We start from the raw sequence: 20,014 nt of genomic DNA on the forward strand, positions 1-20,014 counted from the left end.
TGAACCGTAGTTATACTGCCTTTTGCTCTTACCATTCCGACTGGGTGTTTCAGTATCATAGCGAGGAGGGATAGCGTAGATGCAAGTTTTGTTTGCTAGTTACGCATGACTATAAAACATTTGTCTGTTTCCTTAGCTACCAGAGCAGCAAGAGCAAAAGCCATTGGCTGTAAGTCACTAAAGTACCGATATGCATTTGTCCTCTATCTCTAAGTCATTAAAATGACAAGAATAGAAGTAATGCCAAATGGCAATCAAGCGGACAGTGGTGTGAACCACTTCGCCTTGCTGTTTTAGCAGATTACGATTTGAACTTGCCATATTATAGGATAACCGTTTGCGCTTAGTGCTTACGGATATGCCAGTTGTTTTACCTAGTGGCTTAGTGAAATCGACAGTGTAGCAAAGCGGAGTGACTTTTAAGCAGAATGATTAGGAGTTAAAGAGTATTAATTTATTAGTTTCAAATTTTAAGGAGATTCAAATGAAAGCTTCAAAAAAAGTGTCCATTGCATTTGGAGCAACGGCACTGATTGCTGCAAGTGTTGGAGTGCTTTCGGCTTGTTCTAGCAACAGCTCTGCAAATATCAAATACAAAACAACAAGTAGTACTACCATGCTGACACCTGATGTTCTAACGAGTAAAAATGCACCGATTGCGTCATATTGGTTTCCAAATCAATTTTTAAAATGGTCAGCCAGTAAAGACAAGGATTTGGCTTATAACAAATCGACTGTGCCACTTGCTAAACGTATTGCAAGCTCTAAGCTCACACCGGCAAATGCAACACAAAACAAAAAGACAAAAATTGTTGCGTTATCAAATATGAATTCGTCAACATCTGGAAATCCATCACGAGGTACAAATAGCATCAATGCTTATCCTTTTGATTATTGGCAATATGTTGATACTTTGGTTTATTGGGGAGGTTCAGCTGGTGAGGGAACGATTGTTCCTCCAAGTGCAGATGTGATTGATGATGCACATACAAATGGTGTGCCAGTTTTAGGAACGATTTTCTGTCCTCCTACGGTTTATGGTGGAAAAACTTCATGGGTTGAAACCATGATTAAGCAAGATAAGAATGGTGATTTTCCTTTTGCTAAACAAATGGTTGCTGTAGCTAAAGCTTATGGTTTTGACGGTTGGTTCATCAATCAGGAAACAGAAGGTTTAAATAGCAGTCAAGCTACGAAAATGAAAGAGCTTGTTGCTGCAGTCAAAGCACTTGATCCCAAATTGGATATTATGTGGTATGATGCCATGACCAAAGATGGAAAAGTGGGTTGGCAAAATCAGTTGAACAGTGAAAATGCTGAGTTCATTGATGATAATGGTCAAAAAGTTGCGAATTCAATATTTTTAAACTTTGATTGGAATCAAGCAAAATCAACACCAAATCTGGTAAAAAATTCAGCAGATTATGCAAAGAAAATTGGTGTTAATCCTTATGATATTTACGCAGGGATTGATGTTGGAGATGGTGGTGGAGTCAGCACACAGGTCAATTGGCCATTGATTGAATCTGGTAAAAATTCTACTTATACTTCTATTGGTCTGTATTCTCCAAGTGCAACTTATTCTAATGCGAGTGATTTTGATGAGTTTCAAACACAAGAGTCTGCTTTTTGGGTCAATAGTCAGGGCGACCCTCGTGAAGTTGGCGCATCAACAAATTATTCTTGGATTGGTTTATCTAAGTATGTGGTTGAGAAATCCGTTGTTCAAGGGGAAGATTTTTCGACAAATTTCAATATTGGTGTGGGCTACAATTGGTTCAAAGATGGACAAAAAGTTTCAGCTCAACAATGGTCTAATCGAAGTTTAGCTGAGGTGCTGCCAACTTATCGTTGGATGATTGATAATGAGGGTAATAATAAATTGACACCAAGTATTGATTTGGCAAATGCTTATAATGGTGGAAATTCGTTGAAATTTATGGCGAATATGGATACTGGAAAGGCTTCCACGGTCACTTTGTTTGCTTCACAACTAAAGGCAAACAAAAATACTGAATTTTCCGTAGCAATGCGCTCTGATGGCAAGTTGAATGTAGCGGCGGTTGTTGAACTTTCTGATGGGAGCAGCAAAACAATCAATGGAGATACGGTTGCAACGGATAAATGGGGACTGATTAAATTTGATACGAAAGACTTGATTGGCAAAACAATCACTAAGATTGGGCTGAAGTTTGAGTCAGATAAGCTGCTTGCGGGGAATGCAATAAATCTTGGTGTGCTTAATTTCACAGACAACCGTATATCTAAAAAACTCAGTATTTCTGATGTGAAAGTTGAGAGTAAAGTTTTTGAGCAAGAAGGAACGGTCGCTGGTGTTCGTTTATCTTGGAATGGAACGAATAATAAGGATTTACAAAACTATGAAGTTTATCAAGTGAATAGTGATGGAACACGTAGCTTTATCGGAGCAAGTAATATTAATCATTATTTTGTTGATGCGCTTGTTCGTGGTAAAAATGTTAAATCGACGAAGTTCGAAGTTGTCCCTATCAACAAGCAAGGAGAAGTTGGAGCTGGTGCGACGACTTCAATCACTTGGCCAGATAATTCATTGCCAAAGGCAAACTTTACTGCTGACCAAACGGTTGTAGCGTCTGGTGCTACGATTACCTTTATCAATCAGTCGAACTTACCTTCAACGAAATTTAAATGGACCTTTGAAGGGGCAGATAAGACGACTTCTACGGCTAAAAATCCTAAAGTCACTTATGCTAAGACAGGAACTTATAAGGTGACGCTTGAAGCGATTAATAGTAAAGGTAAGACTGATACTAAGACGAAAACAGGATTCATCACAGTGACTGATGCCGCAAAAGCTGGTCTTGAAAATTATGCGCTTAAAGCGAAAACGTCAGTGGATAGCTTTACGAATGATAATGAGTGGGGGCCAAATGCAGTTGATGGAAATGTCAAGACGAAATGGTGTGCTGTTGGTACAACACAACATAATATCGTAATTGATCTCGGAAATACGAGAAAGATTAATGAAGTGGTAATTGATCACGCGGAAGCTGGTGGTGAATCTCCTGATATGAATACAAAAGCATACACGGTACAGGTCAGCACGGATAATAAGAACTGGACAGAGGTGGTTAATGTAACAAATAATACTGCTGCTGAAACTAAAGATTCATTTGCACAAACAGATGCAAGGTACGTAAAATTGACTGCGGTTAAGCCAACACAAGGCTCTGACAATGCTGTTCGTTGGTATGAAATTCAAGTGCTCGGACTGAAAAACTAGGTGTTTCTTTAAGAAGACATAAACAAAATAAGACTCCCTTCCAGATTCCAAAAAGTGTGGTTTGGATGTCTTATTTTAATATTAGGTGTGTTTAGAAACTTTGCTTTTTGCCAAACTACGGTTGCTTCATCCGAAATCTTGACATTTCCCATACTGTCAAGCGCTCGACATTTATGCAGAGTAAATGAATGCAAAACTGTCATAGAGCGACTAAACTTCTTGGACAATACCACTTCGCCTTGAGACTTTTAGTCGTTTATGATTTGAACTTCCGGCTTTAGTCGGTTGCCACTGCGACTAGGTGCTTTGCCTTTTGCTCTTCTCTTGCTGCTTTAGCAGCTAAGCAAACGGACAGCGTGGCAATGAAGTTGCGGAGATAGTGAAATCGGCAGTGTAGTGAAGGTGAGATAGAGCGAATGGATAACGTAGCGAAGTAGAGGCATGACCTCATATTGAGGATGTGAGGTTGTGCCTTTGGTTTGCTGCCAAAAGTAATGTAAGTTTGTGAATAACTTTATTATAAGTGAGGAACTGAGGAAATGGAGCGAGGACTCTTATTGGATGTAGGTCGTAAGTTTTGGTCAATTGATGAAATAAAGCAGTTAATTGAGCTTCTGTCTAAAACGGGTTTGACTCATTTACAATTACATCTGAGTGAAAATGAAGCATTTAGGCTGAATTTGGAAGCTGTCAGTACTGACAGAATGTCATCAGTTAATGACAGGACTTATTCTTATGATGATATTCAGGAAATATTAAAATTTGCACATCGCTATAAAATTCAAGTGATTCCGGACATTGATGCACCAGGGCATTTACGAGCTTTGTTGAGAAATCGACCAGAGTTTGCACTTCCAGCAACAGAAGGATGTGCGCTAGATGTGACAAATCCTTTGGCTTGCGAATGGTTCTTATCCATCATTCGTGAGTGCTGTGAGTGGTTTTCTGAGTGTAATATTTTTCATGTTGGGGGAGATGAGTTTATTGATTTTAGGCGGATGGAGGCTTATCCATATTTACTTTCAAAAAGCCATGAATACTATGGTGAGAAGGCTTCAGGTTTGGAATTTTATGTTGACTTTGTCAATCATATCGCACAATATTTGTCGTTAAAGGGCAAAAAAGTACGTGTTTGGAATGATGGTTTTTTACGGAAAGACCTTGAGAGTCTGTCAGTACTGACAAAGGATGTTGAAGTTTGTTATTGGACGAATTGGGATGTGAATATGGCATTAGTTGGGGACTGGCTCCGTGCGGGTTATCGCTTGGTTAATTTCTGTGATAATGATTTGTACTATGTGCTAGGGGAAAATGCGGGTTACAACTATCCATCGGTTGAAAAATTAATCAAATTTGCTGACAGAAATAAGTTTTCAGGTGAACAAATACTGACAAATGAGGAAATGAAGTCTGTCAGTGGCACTTATTTTTCAGTGTGGGCTGACAAGGCGGAAGCGAAGTCTGTCAGTGAAATTTTAATTGATTTGGCGGAGCTGCTTCCTATTTTTGTCAAAAAATATGGGGAGGTTTAATGGAAAATTGGTGGAAAAAAGCGGTAATTTATCAGATTTATCCACGAAGTTTTAAAGATACAAATGCAGATGGTATCGGTGACTTACAGGGGGTTATTGAGAAGTTAGATTACTTACAAAAATTAGGGATTGATGCGATTTGGCTGTCACCTGTCTATCAGTCACCAATGATCGATAATGGCTATGACATCAGTGATTATTTAACCATTGACCCATCATTTGGTACAATGGATGATTTTGAGTGTTTGGTGTCAGAGGCGAAAGTGCGTAAAATTCGAGTACTTATGGATTTGGTTGTCAACCATACTTCTGACCAGCATAAATGGTTTAAAGAAGCACGACAAACATTGGAAAATCCCAAGCGCTCGTTTTATATCTGGCGAGATCAGCCAGTTTTCAATGATAAAAACTGGACTTTTGATCCGCTAACTCAACAATATTATTTTCATCTATTTAGCAAAAATCAGCCGGATTTAAATTGGGAAAATCCTGATGTTCGCAGTGAAATTCACAAAATGATGGAATTTTGGCTAAAAAAGGGAATTAGTGGTTTTAGGCTTGATGTTATTGACTTAATTGGAAAAATTCCAGATGAAAATATTACAGTAAATGGTCCTAAATTGCATGAATATTTGCAAGAGATGAATCGTGAAGTTTTCGTTGGGAACGACTTGCTCACAGTCGGTGAGGCCTGGTCAAGTTCGCCAGAACTTGCAAAGTTGTATTCAGCGCCAAATAGGCATGAGTTATCTATGGTTTTTGGATTTTGGCATATTTTGACTTCAGCAGGAGAAGGGAACAAATGGAATTATCTTCCACTCAATGTTCCAAAGCTCAAACAAGCTTTGTCGGCTTGGCAGGAGATTGCCCCTGATGAAGGATGGAATTCATTATTTTGGGGAAATCATGATTTGCCACGTTTGGTATCATTTTGGGGAGAATTATCTGATAAATATCGAGAAAAATCAGCTAAAGCATTCGCGATTTTACTACATCTGATGCGCGGTACACCCTTTATCTATCAAGGAGAAGAGCTTGGAATGACAAACTTTCCGTTTGAAAAATTTTCAGAAATAAATGATATTGAATCTCTTAATTTTGTGGAAGATAAACGAAACATGGGCTGGTCTGATGAAAAAATTATGGACGTATTGCGCAAAATGAGTCGTGATAATGCTCGAACACCAATGCAATGGGATGGTAGTGAACAAGCAGATTTTACCACAGGACAAGCTTGGCTTGAGGTTAATCCGAACCACAGGAAAATTAATGTCATGCTTGCCTTAGAGAATCAGCAGTCTATTTTCTACACCTACCAAAAATTGATTGCCCTTCGTCATGAGCAAGCTTGGCTGTATACTGCAACTTATGAACTACTTGATAGCTCTGATGAAATATTTGCCTATCTAAGAAAGACGGAAAATCAAACTTTTCTTATTGTCGCAAATCTGTCAAATCATGAAAATACTTTTGTCAGTAACTTTAGGAAAAAAGCTGAAATTATCAGTACTGAGAGCTTTCCGTCAGCACTGACAGAAATAAAAATGAAGGCTTGGGATGCGTTTGCTCTGGAGGTTGAGTGAAACAATGTAACCCCTAACATTTTTCTAAGTAAATGATATAATGTATAAAGAAGAATAAAATGAAAGTAAAATTACGCTGGTCTCATTTTGAAGTGATTACTTATTAGTAGGGGATTCTTTCATCTTTAGGGTAAACCTCTAGGTGTAACTATGTAGCTAAAGTTGCGACAGTCTGCTTAATATCAAAGATATGAGGTTATACCTTATGTTCCAAAAGCAGAACGAGTTTTTGAACAACCTTATTATAGAAATTAAGCAGTATTAGAAAGATATAAAAGAATGATTGGAAGAGCCTTAGAAGTATTATTTATCCGAATTTGGGTTGTAGTAAAATTGACCTTGATTTTCTGGTTATTAAGTTTATCTGGTGGCTTTATTTTGGGATTTGGTCCAGCTTTTAAAGTCGTAACAGAGCTTTACTTAGCAGAGGGGTTTGAGCATACAGCGATTAAAGTAAAACAGGCTTACCGTATTTTCAAACGCAATTTTTGGCGTGCTAATTTAATCTTTTGGTTCTATGCCGCAATAAGCTTGCTTTTGATTTACAATCTATATTTATCTGTTCAAATTCGAGGTTTGCTGTTTTTCATTATTGATTTTATTTTACTTTTTGGGTTGACATACGTATTAACAGCCTTTGAGTATTCGATGATTTTAGATAGTCAGTTTGAGATGAGCTTTGGAAATCTGTTAAAAATCAGTTTTATTTCAAATTTTGTAAGTTTTAGAACTTATTTGAAACTATTGCTGGGAACGATAATTTTGCTGATATTAACTTGGCAATTTAAAGGTTTGATTTTGTTTGCTGTAATTGGAGTTTTACAAATCTACTGTGTAACAGTAACAAAAGAGTGGCGAGTGAAAATTGATGAACAATTGGCAGAGTAAATATTAAAGTGATTACTTCATTGGTGGGGGATTCTTTCTCCCCTACCAATGTTTAGGGTACAATCTCATATCAGAGATATGAGGTCACACCTCCGCTTCGCTACGTTATCTATCGCTCTAAGCTGCTAAAGCAGCAAGGCGAATGGATACCCGTGGTGAATCGACAGCGGAGTAAAGCGGAGGTAGTGTTGCTAAGTTAAATTTTCCCATTTTACTTTGGGGAACTATCGCTTGAAGGAGGATTATGAATTTACAATTTCCGAAAGAATTCTGGTGGGGAGCGGCAACGAGTGGTCCACAAACAGAAGGTCGGTTTAAAAAACAGCACGATAATGTTTTTGATTATGATTTTGATCATTTTCAAGAACGATTTTGGGGAGCAATTGGTCCCGATACAGCAAGCAATTTTTTCAATGATTTTCGTGATGATATTGAGTTGATGAAAGCTGCTGGTTTGAATTCTGTGCGAACAAGTATTCAATGGTCGCGTTTGATTGATGATTTGGAGCTTGGTACGCTCAATGAAAAAGCGGTTGAATTTTATAATGCAGTAATTGATGAGTTTTTAACGCATGGGATTCGTCCAGTGATTAATTTGCATCATTTTGATTTGCCAGTGGAGTTATTGCATAAGTACGGAGGCTGGGAAAGTCGTCATGTGGTGGATTTATATGCGGACTTTGCTGGGAAATGTTTTGAGCTTTTTTCAGACCGTGTGAGTGACTGGTTTACCTTCAATGAGCCAATGGTTGTTGTAGAGTGTGGTTATCTGCTTGGTTTCCATTATCCTGATGTGGTGGATGGCAAGAGAGCAGTTCAAGTCGCTTATCATTTGCAATTGGCGTCAAGTTTGGCAATTAAGAAATTTAGAACAATCAATCAAAATCCCGCTGGGCAAATTGGCATTATCTTGAATCTAACTCCTGCCTATCCTGCAAGCTCTCATCATGCAGATGTTTTTGCAGCAGAAATGGCGGATTTGTGGCAAAATCGTCTATTTTTGGACGCCTCGGTGAAAGGAGAATTTCCGTCAGTACTGACAGAAATGCTGTCAGCAGAAAATGCGCTCTGGAAAGCGACTGATGAGGATTTGTCAGCAATTCGTCAGTATAAAATTGACGTTTTAGGTGTAAATTATTATCATCCCAGTCGTATTCAAGAGCCAGAATTTTCAAGTGATAGTTTAGCCCAAGATTTTCGTCCAGATAAATTTTATGCCCCATACAATAAACGAGGTGTGCGAATGAATGCTGATCGTGGTTGGGAAATTCATCCACAAACGGTTTATGAAATTGCCAAAAGAATACAAAAAGATTATGAGAATCTCCCGTGGTTTATTTCGGAAAATGGGATGGGTGTTGCTAATGAACAACGCTTTGCTGACAATGACGGTGTCATTCAAGACGATTATCGTATTCAATTTACAACGGAGCATCTTTATTGGCTTCATAAAGCAATCAGCGAAGGTGCAAATTGTTTTGGATATCATGTTTGGACACCCATTGATTGTTGGAGTTGGAGGAACTCTTATAAAAACCGTTATGGATTGATTGCCTTAGACATTCACACACAAGTCAAGACACTGAAGAAATCAGCTCATTGGTTCAAGAGCCTATCAACTGCTGGTGTACTTGAGGTTAGCCAGCAAATTATCAATAAATATGCTGACGATTACTGACAGGATTTCTGTCAGTAAGTTCATCATTTCTGGAAGAAGATTTTCGTTTCAAATTTCGTGTTATGAGATTACATAATTAAATATAAATCATAAAAGGAGCAAAATATGTCATTACTAACGATTGATATTGGTGGTACAAGTATTAAATATGCACGTTTTGATAAAGGTCAATTGAGCAATCAAGGAGCATTTGCAACGCCCGATAATCTTGATACTTTTTATCAACATCTGAGTGCGGTAGTAGAGCAATTTAAGGAAAATAGCGATGTTTGTGGTGTTGCGATTAGTTCACCAGGTGCAGTAAATAAAATATCTGGTGTAATTGAAGGTGCTAGTGCTTTGCCTTATATTCATAACTTTGACATTCATAGCGAATTTGAGAAACGTTTTGGATTGCCTGTTTCTATTGAAAACGATGCTAATTGTGCTGCGCTCGCAGAAGTCAAGTTTGGGGCAGCTAAAGGTCATTCAGATGTGCTATTTCTTGTTTTAGGTACAGGGGTAGGCGGATCTTTTGTCATTGATGGAAAGATTCACCACGGGAAACACCTTTTTGGTGGTGAATTTGGATTTATGCTCATGGACGAAGAAAATTCATTTTCAACGCTTGGTACGACTGTTCGCATGGCAGAACGTTATAACACACGCACAAGTGAAAACCTTGATGCCATTGATATCTTTAAATTGGCTTTTGCAGGTAACGAAATAGCTAAAGAAGAAATGGATATTTTTACATTTAATGTTGCTAAAGGTATCTTTAATCTGAGTTATTCTTTTGACCCTGAGTGTGTCATTATTGGTGGCGGAGTTTCTCAAGCAGAATGGCTTATTCCAGAGATACAAAAACAACTCCAAAAGATTATGGACACGATCAAGATTGCACCATTTATGCCTGAGATTACTGCTTGCCAATTTAAGAATGATGCAAATCTCATCGGAGCAACAGTAGATTTTGTTCAGACATTCAATAAATAACTCTATTTATACATTTTTATATACGAAAAAAAGATCAAAAAGTCACAAAAATATACTATTTTCAAGGAAAAATTATGACAAAACTTTATGGTTCAGTAGAAGCAGGAGGAACAAAATTCGTCCTTGCTATCGGTAATGAACAATTTAACATTATTAAATCAATACAAATCCCAACAACTACTCCAGAAGAAACAATTACATCCGTCATTGAGTTTTTCAAAGACAATCCTGTGTCTGCCTTATCAATTGGGTCTTTTGGTCCCATTGACATCAACCCTGAAAGTCCAACTTATGGCTACATTACAACTACACCCAAAGCAGGCTGGGCAAATGTTGACCTTCTCGGCAAGCTTAAATTGGCGCTTCAGATTCCGATGGAATTTACGACAGATGTAAACAGCTCTGCATATGGTGAAATGGTCGTGACAGGGGGAAATTCTCTGGTTTATTACACGATTGGTACAGGGATTGGTGGCGGAGCCGTTCAGGACGGAAAGTTCATTGGTGGTGTTTCACACGCAGAGATGGGTCATCAGTATGTTAAAAGACATCCAAAAGACCTTGATTTTGCAGGAGTTTGCCCTTTTCATGGGGATTGCCTTGAGGGAGTTGCAGCCGGTCCTTCTCTTGAAGCGAGAACGGGTATTCGAGGTGAAAATATTCCACTTGACAGTGAAGTTTGGGAGATTCAAGCTTTTTATATCGCACAAATCGCCGTTAATACAACATTGGCTTTAGCACCAGAAAAAATCGTATTCGGTGGCGGAGTGATGGCGCAAGAGCATATGATTTCGCGAGTACGCGAACAATTTGAAAAACAACTTGCAAACTACGTTAAAATTCCGTCAGCACTGACAGAATATCTTGTCACTCCATCAGTTGCTGACAACGGTTCAGCGACCATTGGTAACTTTGCTTTAGCTGCAAAATTATTGTAAGCTTGAATGGCAGTCAACTTTTGAAGTGATTACTTCATTGCGGGGGATTCTTTCTCCCCCACCAATGTCAGGGTACAACCCCGTCGTAAGCGCTAAGACCCTAGCGCAGTCGGACTCTTTAATCAACGGAGTTCGGAAGGCTAGAAACTTGCGAAAAAAAGATGAAATTTTGAACCTGCTGCTTAAGCAGAACCAAAAATTTCCCTATTTTTCACAGTTTCTGGTTGAGCCTTTCTCACCTCTTGGATATTTATTAAAACGTTAGGTCTCCTAACGTTTTTTTGATAAAATGAAATAAAAATTAGAAAAAGATTGGATAAAAATGTGAATAAAAAATTAATTATTATTTTGACAGCGGGAAGTTTACTGATGTTAGGAGCTTGCACTAATGAGTCAGCTTCAAATAACACTGCAGCAAGACAAGCAACAACTCATGCAATGAATTTTCTCATTAATAATGACACAAGAAATATAGGAGCAGTCACAAATGATGCCCCTTCTGAGATTATCTCAGAGCTGAAAGAAGACATTATAGAAGAGCAAGAAAAAATATTAGGAGGTAAAGATGTCATCCAAACCCTTAGTCTTAATCATATCCCAGCAACAGAAATCATTAAAAATTATGCTGACAAAGCGGTCAATGCTCTGACAAAAATCCAAGACTTTGAAATCACATCAGTCGTGACAAAAGGAGAAACAAAAGAGGTTACATTAAGATTTACACCACTGGTTGGGATAAAAGAAACTTCTAGCAATACCGAACTTCTACAAGGACTAAAAGATTTTAATCCCAGATTATCATCAACACTGACCACAGTAAAACTACAATTAGAAAAAGATGGCAGAGGCATAGATTTTGATGATGATCATTTTAGAAAATTGGTCAATGCTGCATTTATTTAAAAAGATTTACTATTTCGCTTATTGTCGTCAATAACGGAAAACAATGATAGCGCTTTTTACATATCATCTAAAAATCATCTCTGCAAAAGTTAATAATTTATGATAGAATAAACCTAATAAATTTTAATTGAACAAAAGCATCCAGGACAAAAAATAGTCACAAGATATGTGAGTTTAACGGTCCTTAAATGGTTGCTTTTGTATCTTACAGAGGAGGGTCCCTTGTCCGACAACACACTTGAAAAAATCATCGTGCTTGACTACGGTTCACAGTATAATCAACTTATCGCACGCCGTATCCGCGAAATTGGTGTTTTCTCAGAACTCATGAGTCACAAAGTCACAGCCGCTCAAATCCGCGAGATTAATCCTATTGGTATTATTCTCTCAGGTGGTCCAAATTCCGTATATGATGAAGGTTCATTCGATATTGATCCAGAAATTTTTGAACTTGGCTTGCCTATTTTAGGAATTTGCTACGGAATGCAACTGATGAGTTATAAACTTGGTGGTAGGGTTGAAGGTGCTTCAGAACGTGAGTATGGTGTTGCTCCCCTCTCTCTCCAAGCAGAATCAGCACTTTTTGCTGGTACACCTGAAGTTCAAGATGTTTTGATGAGTCATGGTGACCGTGTCACAGCAATTCCAGAAGGATTCCACGTTGTAGGAACTTCACCAAATAGTCCATTTGCAGCTGTTGAAAATACGGAACGAAACTTGTACGGCATCCAATTTCATCCAGAAGTCCGTCATTCGGTTCACGGGACAGACCTTCTTCGTAACTTTGCACTAAATATCTGTGAAGCTAAAGGCAACTGGTCAATGGAAAACTTCATTGATATGCAAATCAAAGATATTCGTGCAAAAGTTGGAGATAAAAAGGTTCTGCTAGGTCTTTCAGGAGGAGTAGATTCATCAGTTGTTGGCGTCCTTTTGCAACGTGCAATTGGTGACCAATTGACATCAATCTTTGTTGACCACGGCTTTCTTCGTAAAGGCGAAGCTGACCAAGTCATGGAAACTTTAGGTGGAAAATTTGGGCTCAATATCATCAAAGTAGATGCTCAAAAACGCTTCATGGACAAGCTTGTAGGACTTTCAGATCCAGAGCAAAAACGTAAAATTATTGGTAACGAATTTGTCTATGTTTTTGATGATGAAGCAAGTAAATTAAAAGGTGTAGATTTCCTTGCTCAGGGTACACTTTATACTGATGTGATTGAATCTGGAACAGATACAGCTCAAACCATCAAATCACATCATAATGTTGGTGGTTTGCCAGAAGATATGCAGTTCCAACTTATTGAACCTTTGAATACACTCTTTAAAGATGAAGTACGTGCTTTAGGAACTCAGCTAGGAATGCCCGATGAAATCGTTTGGCGTCAACCATTCCCAGGTCCAGGCTTAGCGATCCGCGTTCTTGGCGATTTGACAGAAGAAAAGCTTGAAACTGTTCGCGAGTCAGATGCCATTCTACGCGAGGAAATCGCAAAAGCAGGTCTTGAACGTGAGGTTTGGCAATATTTCACAGTCAATACAGATGTTCGTTCTGTCGGTGTGATGGGTGATGGACGAACTTATGATTACACAATTGCGATTCGCGCAATTACATCAATTGATGGTATGACCGCTGACTTTGCCCGTCTCCCATGGGATATTTTGCAAAAAATTTCAGTTCGTATTGTCAACGAAGTTGATCACGTCAATCGTATCGTTTACGATATTACGAGTAAGCCGCCAGCAACTGTTGAGTGGCAATAAAATCTACTATGATTAACAAAAACTATTGAACCGAAAGGCGCTAAGTTACACTGAATTATCTGTTACAGGCCTCACTTTTTCTAAGTTGAACCGAGAAATTGAGTACTAAAAAAAGTACTAAGGTCATATTTTTATGATTCTTGGTACTTTTTTAATTTAATTCTTCAAAATGGTCGTCGTAAATATGCGATCTAGAATTCATGTTTACCATTATTCCTTTTATAATACAAAAAATAAGAAAAAACTAAATGAGAATTGAAGAAAAGTTCTGAAATGTTACTACGCCTCTTCCCACATATTAGTTTTTAAAATCGCCTTTATTTTTTGTTTATCTAAATTTTCACCAAATAGTGTTACTGAATATTTGATAAGGTAGCATAATTGATATTATTTTTATTGAGAGGTTCGTGAAAAATGTTAGAATATATTATTAATGATACGCTCACATATATTGAGAAACAAAGTAAAACGGAAAGAAAAAAGATTGGACAATTTTTTACTTCAAAAAAAACAGCAGAATATATGGCTAGTTTGTTTGATATTACTAATTTCGGTAACAAAACTTCCATAAGTATTTTAGATCCAGGCGCTGGTTCTGGTATTCTAACTGCTGCATTGATTGAAAGGTTAGAAAGCGAATGTACACTTAATAAAGTTTATATAACTTGTTATGAAAACAATCTTGACATTATTAATATATTGGTAGAAAATTTAGAATTCATAAAAAATAAATCCACAATTGAAATAGATTATACGATTTTTAGAGATAATTATTTGGTTAGCCAGGGACTCGCCTTTGAAGCTGGCACCCCCTAGAAAAGTACGATCTAGTTATTGGAAACCCCCCCTATTTAAAAATTTCTAAAAATTCACCAGAAGCGATGTCAATGCCTAGTGTATGTTACGGTGCTCCAAATCTATACTTTCTTTTCGCAAGTATGAGCTTATTTAATCTAAAAACAAATGGTCAGATGGTTTATATTATGCCTAGATCGTGGACTTCTGGCTCCTATTTTAAGAAATTTAGAGATTATTTCTTATCAAATGGAAAATTGCGGAACATCCATCTTTTTGCTAGTAGAGATAAAGTATTTGATAATGAAACTGTCCTTCAAGAAACTATAATTATTAGAGTTGAAAAAACAGACGCAGATTATCCGTTCATATCAATAACTACCTCAAAAGACAGCACTGAATTTGATACTATCCAAAATATCGAAGTTCCTTATAAAATAGCTGTATCTGGAGATGAAAAGTATGTTTACTTGGTTACTAATAACGAAGAACTAGAGGTGTTAAGTAAAATAGACAAATTTGACTGCACTCTTCTTGATTTGAACTTAAAGATGAAAACAGGTATCACAGTTGACTTTAGGAATAGAGAGTTTTTGAGAGATGAATCTGGAGATGGCATTATTCCATTATTCTATTCCCAGCATATTAAAGAAGGTCTAGTTCAATTTCCTATAGGTAAAGATTATGAATATGTAGTGGATAGCAAGACAGGGTTAATTCAGGAAAATAAGAACTATTTGTTTGTTAAAAGATTTACCTCTAAAGATGAAAAAAGAAGGCTCCAATGTGGGATATATTTATCTAAAAATTTTCCAGAGTATAGCCATATTAGTACACAAAACAAATTAAATTTTATTGACTCAGTTAATAACTTGATTATTGATGAATCTTTGGTTTTTGGGCTGTACGTGGTATTTAATTCTACCATTTACGATAGATATTACAGAATCTTAAATGGATCAACTCAGGTCAATAGCACGGAAATAAATAGCATACCTATGCCCAAAATTAATATTTTAAAATATTTAGGAGAAAAGTTGATATTGTCTAATGTTTTTTCTGTAGAAATGTGCGATATTATATTAGGAGAGGTTATGAAATGAAAAAAATTGAAGAAGCAAAGTTGATATTACAAGAAATCGGTATGCCAAAGAAACAACAAACTGATTTATGTGGTTATACTCTTATTGCTATGAGCTCTGTTAGTGAAGAGGATACTTGGAATTCAAGCAAGAATGATTGGATTAGAATTCACGATATTATTCAATTCCTAAATGAAAAATATGACATAATATATGCGGAAAATTCTAGGGAAACTTTTAGAAAACAGGCTATTCATCATTTTAGAAATGCTGCAATAATTGAAGATAATGGAAAAGCAACTAATTCACCAAATTATAGATATAGACTAACCGAGGAAGCTCTAGCTCTGATAAAATCATTTAAAAAGGATTCCTGGGATAGTTCTTTAATTGAATTTAAAAATGAACACGGAACTTTAATTGATAAATACGCATCTAAGAAAAGAATGGAGAAGATGCCCGTAAAAATTAATGGTGAGAATTTTCTTTTTTCTCCAGGTAGACACAATGAACTCCAAAAATATATTATTGAGGAATTTGCACCTAGATTTGCTCCAGGATCTGAATGTCTATATGTTGGGGATACTATAAAGAAAGATTTAGTAAATAATATTGAAACATTAAAAAAACTTGGATTTACAATTACTAAACATGACAAAATGCCTGACGTTGTACTATATAGTGAAGAAAAAAATTGGATATACTTTATTGAATCAGTTACTAGTGTGGGGCCAATGGACCCTAAGAGAATTTTAGAGATTACTCAGATGACTAGAAATGTAAAAGCTGGAAAAGTATTTGTCACTGCATTTCTTGATTTTACAACTTACAAAAAATTTGCTACAACAATTGCGTGGGAAACAGAAGTATGGATATCGGCAATGCCAGATCATATGATACATTTGAACGGTGATAGATTTTTAGGACCAAGATAAACTTAAGTTTTATTTGTAATAAGCTTCTCATTCTGGTTTAGTGAATATCAAGCACTGCAATATCTAAAGATATCCATGTTTAGAATAAGAACGAAATAAATCTTACCAAAATAAACAAAAGGTATCGAACAAGTCATACTGTGTTATATCCGAAAATTTAGTACTAAAAAGTACTAAGGTCATAATTTTATGATTCTTAGTACTTTTTTCATTCACTTCTTCAAAAAGAAAAGCCAGTCTAAGACCGACTTACAATAGGAATTTTAAAAAAGCAGACAATTTCAATTGCCTGCTTTTTTTCTCTATAAAAATAGTTAAAGTCATCATAAAAAATTTTTATAACAATGTACATAAGCTCATGGTAATCTATATATAGAAAATAATTAGAAAGTCTAGAGAAAAATGGCAAATTTAAAAACAAAAGTAATCCATGGCGGTATATCAACAGATAGTACAACAGGAGCAGTATCTGTTCCTATCTACCAAACTTCAACTTATAAGCAAAATGCTTTAGGTCAGCCCAAAGAATACGAATATTCACGTTCAGGAAATCCTACGCGCCATGCTCTTGAAACTTTGATTGCAGAGCTTGAAGGTGGAGTGAAAGGATTTGCATTTAGTTCGGGACTTGCAGGAATCCATGCTGTACTCTCAATGTTTTCTGCTGGAGACCATCTTATTTTAGCTGATGATGTATATGGTGGAACTTTCCGCTTACTTGACAAAGTGTTAGTACGCAGTGGCATCACTTATGATTTAATTGATTTGAGTGTACCAGCAAGTTTAGAGGCTGCTTTTAAGCCTGAAACAAAAGCAGTTTACTTTGAAACACCTTCAAATCCTTTACTGAAAGTCCTTGATATTAAAGAAATTGCTCGTATTGCTAAAGCCCATCATTCACTCACTTTGGTTGACAATACTTTCGCAACTCCTTATTTACAGCGACCATTAGAATTAGGTGCAGATGTTGTGTTGCATTCTGCTACTAAATATCTTGGTGGTCATTCTGATGTGGTAGCAGGATTAGTAACAACAAATTCGGAAAACTTGGCAGAAAAAATTGGTTTTTTACAAAACTCAATTGGAGCAGTGCTTGGTCCACAAGACAGCTGGTTGATTCAACGTGGAATTAAGACACTTGCACTTCGGATGGATGCTCATAGCAAGAGTGCAGAAAAAGTTGCAAAATTTTTAGAGGAATCAGAAGCGGTAGCCAAAGTTTATTATCCAGGGTTGCCAAGCCATAAAGGTTATGAGATTGCACAATCTCAAATGGATGCTTTTGGTGGAATGCTTTCTTTTGAATTGGTTGATGAGTCAAAAGTAAAACCATTCGTCGAAAGTTTACACTATTTTACTCTTGCAGAGTCACTTGGTGGAGTGGAAAGTTTGATTGAAGTGCCAGCCATAATGACTCATGCATCAATTCCCAAAGAAGTTCGTGAACTAGCTGGTATTAGGGATGGTTTGATTCGTGTTTCTGTAGGCATTGAAGATATAGATGACCTTGTTGGTGATTTGAATCGTGCCATTCATTTAATCGGAGCATGAAATGTATAAAATTGTTGGAAATATTGTTGAACTCATCGGTGAAACGCCAATTGTAAAACTAAAAAATACTCCAAAAGGGAGCGCGGATGTTTATGTTAAATTAGATTTTTTTAATCCTGGAGGTTCGGTAAAGGATCGAATTGCCTTAAACATGATTCGGCAAGCACAGATGGATGGGCGTCTGAGAGAAGGAGGAACAATCGTTGAGCCGACTTCTGGAAATACAGGGATAGGACTTGCTCTTGTCGGCGCAGCTTTAGGTTATAAAGTTGTGATTATTATGCCTGATAATTATTCTATTGAGCGACGTAAACTTATTCAAGCCTATGGTGCGGAGTTAATTTTAACTCCTGCATCTGAAGGAATCAAGGCTGCAATTGATTTGGGAAAACATCTGGTCAAAGAGAAGGGATGGTTTATGCCAATGCAATTTGAGAATTCAGCTAATATTACTGCACATGAACAAACGACAGCTCCTGAAATTTTAGCGGCTTTTGGAAATCAAGGATTGGATGCTTTTGTGGCAGGCGCAGGTACTGGGGGAACAATATCAGGAGTTTCACATGGGTTAAAGAGAATAAATTCAAAGATAAAAACCTTTGTGGTTGAACCTGCTGAATCTCCGGTCTTATCTGGTGGAAAAAGCGGACAGCATGGAATTCAAGGAATTGGAGTTCCCTTCGCATCTTTAAATTTAGATAACGAGGCTTATGATGATATAATAGATGTAACGACTGATGAGGCAATTATGACCGCTCGGGAAGTTGGACGAAATGAAGGATTTTTAATTGGTTTTTCTTCAGGTGCAGCAATTTGCGCAGCATACAAGGTGGCCAAAAAACTTGGAGTTGGTAAAAGAGTTTTAGCACTTTGTGCAGATAATGGTGAGCGCTATTTATCGACAGAGCTCTATGATTTTTGATTGAAGTGATTACTTCATTTGTGAGGGATTCTTTCTTGTCTACAAAGGTTAGGGTACAACCTCACATCAAAGATATGAGGTCACACCTCCGCTTCGCTACGCTGTCCACTCTTGCTAAGTGGCTAAAGCCACAAATCGAGTTGCAAAGCGCTAAGACCCTAGGGTAGTAGAACGAAAGTATACGCTTACTAGGTTAAAAAAGACGAAGAAATCAAGATAGTGGATTATATTTTAAAAGGGGAATATTGTGAAAAAATTTTTTGACCATATTGATGAGAAAATGGTGAAATTTTTGTCAAGAATTAGTTTCTTGTCATTGATGGTTGTGGGACTTGTTATTGTATTTTTTCTTTTTAGGGAAATCTACAGTATGATAACAATGGCGTTTCAGGCTGATTCATCAACACATTATTATGAAGTTTTACAAAGTATTCTTTCTTTCTTTATTTTCTTTGAGTTTTTAACATTGATCATTACATCAATTCGAAATAAAGGCCATGTTTCACTTATTTTCTTATTATCCCTAGGAATTACTTCTTTAATCCGAGTATTATTGACCTACCATGACCAACTGATTGGCTTGATTGCAATATCTAGTAGTATTTTGTTGCTAATCATTGGTGTGGTTGTATTGAAAAGGTTTATTTTTACAGAAGATAAAAACGAAGAACATTTATAGAATTCAGATAATTATCTGAATTTTTTATTATAAAATCCTTGACAAGCCTATAGAAAAGTTTTACAATATGAACAACATCAGAAGAGTAGCTCTCTATAAAAATTTTTCAGGAAGTCTGCGGTTGTGCGAGCAGATAGATTCAAGAGAGTGAATGGACTGATTTTAAAGTTGATAATGTTTTATCGCAAAAATGATTTGAAACAATAAAAATCACGGATGCTCCCGATACCGAGCTACTTGTTGTTGGACGAGAAGAAGATGAGTCTTTTTAAGTACCTTTTGGACTCTTAAATTACGGTGGCACCGCGTGGAATACGCCCGTAGAGTATTTTTACTCTGCGGGTTTTTTGACGTCTCAAAACGAAAAATGATTATTTTTTCATTTTGTAACTAACGCAGTTGTAGTCCATAATCCTAATAGGATTATGGGCGTGCCACTGTGAACCAGTTAAAAGGAGAGTGAGCAATGAAGCGATGGCAAAATTTAATAAATGAGTATAAAAAATTAAAAAAGTAAAACAAAA

Annotated in this window: 15 protein-coding genes; all 15 read left to right on the forward strand. The window is 36.8% G+C overall.

The features are described 5' to 3' along the window. The first annotated feature begins 484 nt into the window (after window positions 1–484). The 15 genes from D7I46_RS02480 to psiE all read left to right on the forward strand — a co-directional run bounded on the left by D7I46_RS02480 (window position 485) and on the right by psiE (window position 19,490). Window positions 485–3,265 (forward strand): endo-beta-N-acetylglucosaminidase, encoded by a 2,781-nt coding sequence (locus D7I46_RS02480; protein WP_120771440.1) that lies wholly within the window; start codon window positions 485–487, stop codon window positions 3,263–3,265. 539 nt (window positions 3,266–3,804) lie between these two features. Continuing rightward, window positions 3,805–4,797: a family 20 glycosylhydrolase gene (locus D7I46_RS02485; RefSeq protein WP_120771441.1), complete on the forward strand. Its 993-nt coding sequence runs from the start codon at window positions 3,805–3,807 to the stop codon at window positions 4,795–4,797. Then, a complete protein-coding gene (locus tag D7I46_RS02490; protein ID WP_120771442.1) occupies window positions 4,797–6,380 on the forward strand; it encodes a glycoside hydrolase family 13 protein in 1,584 nt (527 codons plus the stop codon). Before D7I46_RS02485 ends, D7I46_RS02490 begins: the two co-directional genes overlap by 1 nt. 279 nt (window positions 6,381–6,659) lie before the next feature. Next, window positions 6,660–7,268 carry a YesL family protein gene (locus tag D7I46_RS02495; RefSeq protein WP_120771443.1) on the forward strand — a complete coding sequence of 203 codons (609 nt, stop codon included), beginning with the start codon at window positions 6,660–6,662 and terminating at the stop codon, window positions 7,266–7,268. A gap of 244 nt (window positions 7,269–7,512) precedes the next feature. After that, window positions 7,513–8,946, forward strand: coding sequence for a glycoside hydrolase family 1 protein (locus D7I46_RS02500; protein ID WP_120771444.1), 1,434 nt, complete (start codon window positions 7,513–7,515; stop codon window positions 8,944–8,946). 105 nt (window positions 8,947–9,051) lie between these two features. After that, window positions 9,052–9,921, forward strand: a complete 870-nt coding sequence (locus D7I46_RS02505; protein WP_120771445.1) for an ROK family protein — start codon at window positions 9,052–9,054, stop codon at window positions 9,919–9,921. 74 nt (window positions 9,922–9,995) lie between these two features. Continuing rightward, window positions 9,996–10,859 carry a fructokinase ScrK gene (gene scrK / locus D7I46_RS02510; RefSeq protein ID WP_120771446.1) on the forward strand — a complete coding sequence of 288 codons (864 nt, stop codon included), beginning with the start codon at window positions 9,996–9,998 and terminating at the stop codon, window positions 10,857–10,859. Between the two features lie 324 nt (window positions 10,860–11,183). Next, window positions 11,184–11,762, forward strand: coding sequence for a hypothetical protein (locus tag D7I46_RS02515; protein ID WP_162930819.1), 579 nt, complete (start codon window positions 11,184–11,186; stop codon window positions 11,760–11,762). Window positions 11,763–11,984: 222 nt separating this feature from the next. Then, entirely contained in the window at window positions 11,985–13,526 is a 1,542-nt protein-coding gene (guaA, locus tag D7I46_RS02520; RefSeq protein WP_120771448.1) for a glutamine-hydrolyzing GMP synthase, read from the forward strand. 414 nt (window positions 13,527–13,940) lie between these two features. Further along, window positions 13,941–14,342, forward strand: coding sequence for an N-6 DNA methylase (locus tag D7I46_RS13430; protein ID WP_205570822.1), 402 nt, complete (start codon window positions 13,941–13,943; stop codon window positions 14,340–14,342). Window positions 14,343–14,383: 41 nt separating this feature from the next. Further along, window positions 14,384–15,424 (forward strand): Eco57I restriction-modification methylase domain-containing protein, encoded by a 1,041-nt coding sequence (locus D7I46_RS02525; RefSeq protein WP_240424520.1) that lies wholly within the window; start codon window positions 14,384–14,386, stop codon window positions 15,422–15,424. Further along, a complete protein-coding gene (locus D7I46_RS02530) occupies window positions 15,421–16,338 on the forward strand; it encodes a BsuBI/PstI family type II restriction endonuclease (RefSeq protein WP_120771449.1) in 918 nt (305 codons plus the stop codon). Before D7I46_RS02525 ends, D7I46_RS02530 begins: the two co-directional genes overlap by 4 nt. Window positions 16,339–16,740: 402 nt before the next feature. Next, window positions 16,741–17,889 carry a cystathionine gamma-synthase gene (locus D7I46_RS02535; RefSeq protein ID WP_120771450.1) on the forward strand — a complete coding sequence of 383 codons (1,149 nt, stop codon included), beginning with the start codon at window positions 16,741–16,743 and terminating at the stop codon, window positions 17,887–17,889. A 1-nt stretch (window position 17,890) separates the two neighbouring features. Further along, the gene (cysK, locus tag D7I46_RS02540) at window positions 17,891–18,811 is read left to right on the forward strand and encodes a cysteine synthase A (RefSeq protein WP_120771451.1); all 921 of its coding nucleotides are present in this window, start codon (window positions 17,891–17,893) and stop codon (window positions 18,809–18,811) included. A 247-nt stretch (window positions 18,812–19,058) separates the two neighbouring features. Next, a complete protein-coding gene (gene psiE / locus D7I46_RS02545; protein WP_120771452.1) occupies window positions 19,059–19,490 on the forward strand; it encodes a phosphate-starvation-inducible protein PsiE in 432 nt (143 codons plus the stop codon). The last annotated feature ends 524 nt before the right edge of the window (window positions 19,491–20,014 follow it).

The organism is Lactococcus allomyrinae, from assembly GCF_003627095.1.
In the GTDB taxonomy this organism is placed as follows: domain Bacteria; phylum Bacillota; class Bacilli; order Lactobacillales; family Streptococcaceae; genus Lactococcus; species Lactococcus allomyrinae.

Coding starts and splice junctions, on each gene's coding strand:
- scrK (WP_120771446.1), top strand. CDS start 9,996: ATGACAAAACTTTATGGTTCAGTAGAAGCAGGAGGAACAAAATTCGTC.
- D7I46_RS02535 (WP_120771450.1), top strand. CDS start 16,741: ATGGCAAATTTAAAAACAAAAGTAATCCATGGCGGTATATCAACAGAT.
- D7I46_RS02505 (WP_120771445.1), top strand. CDS start 9,052: ATGTCATTACTAACGATTGATATTGGTGGTACAAGTATTAAATATGCA.
- D7I46_RS02495 (WP_120771443.1), top strand. CDS start 6,660: ATGATTGGAAGAGCCTTAGAAGTATTATTTATCCGAATTTGGGTTGTA.
- cysK (WP_120771451.1), top strand. CDS start 17,891: ATGTATAAAATTGTTGGAAATATTGTTGAACTCATCGGTGAAACGCCA.
- D7I46_RS02490 (WP_120771442.1), top strand. CDS start 4,797: ATGGAAAATTGGTGGAAAAAAGCGGTAATTTATCAGATTTATCCACGA.
- D7I46_RS02500 (WP_120771444.1), top strand. CDS start 7,513: ATGAATTTACAATTTCCGAAAGAATTCTGGTGGGGAGCGGCAACGAGT.
- D7I46_RS13430 (WP_205570822.1), top strand. CDS start 13,941: ATGTTAGAATATATTATTAATGATACGCTCACATATATTGAGAAACAA.
- D7I46_RS02530 (WP_120771449.1), top strand. CDS start 15,421: ATGAAAAAAATTGAAGAAGCAAAGTTGATATTACAAGAAATCGGTATG.
- D7I46_RS02480 (WP_120771440.1), top strand. CDS start 485: ATGAAAGCTTCAAAAAAAGTGTCCATTGCATTTGGAGCAACGGCACTG.
- D7I46_RS02485 (WP_120771441.1), top strand. CDS start 3,805: ATGGAGCGAGGACTCTTATTGGATGTAGGTCGTAAGTTTTGGTCAATT.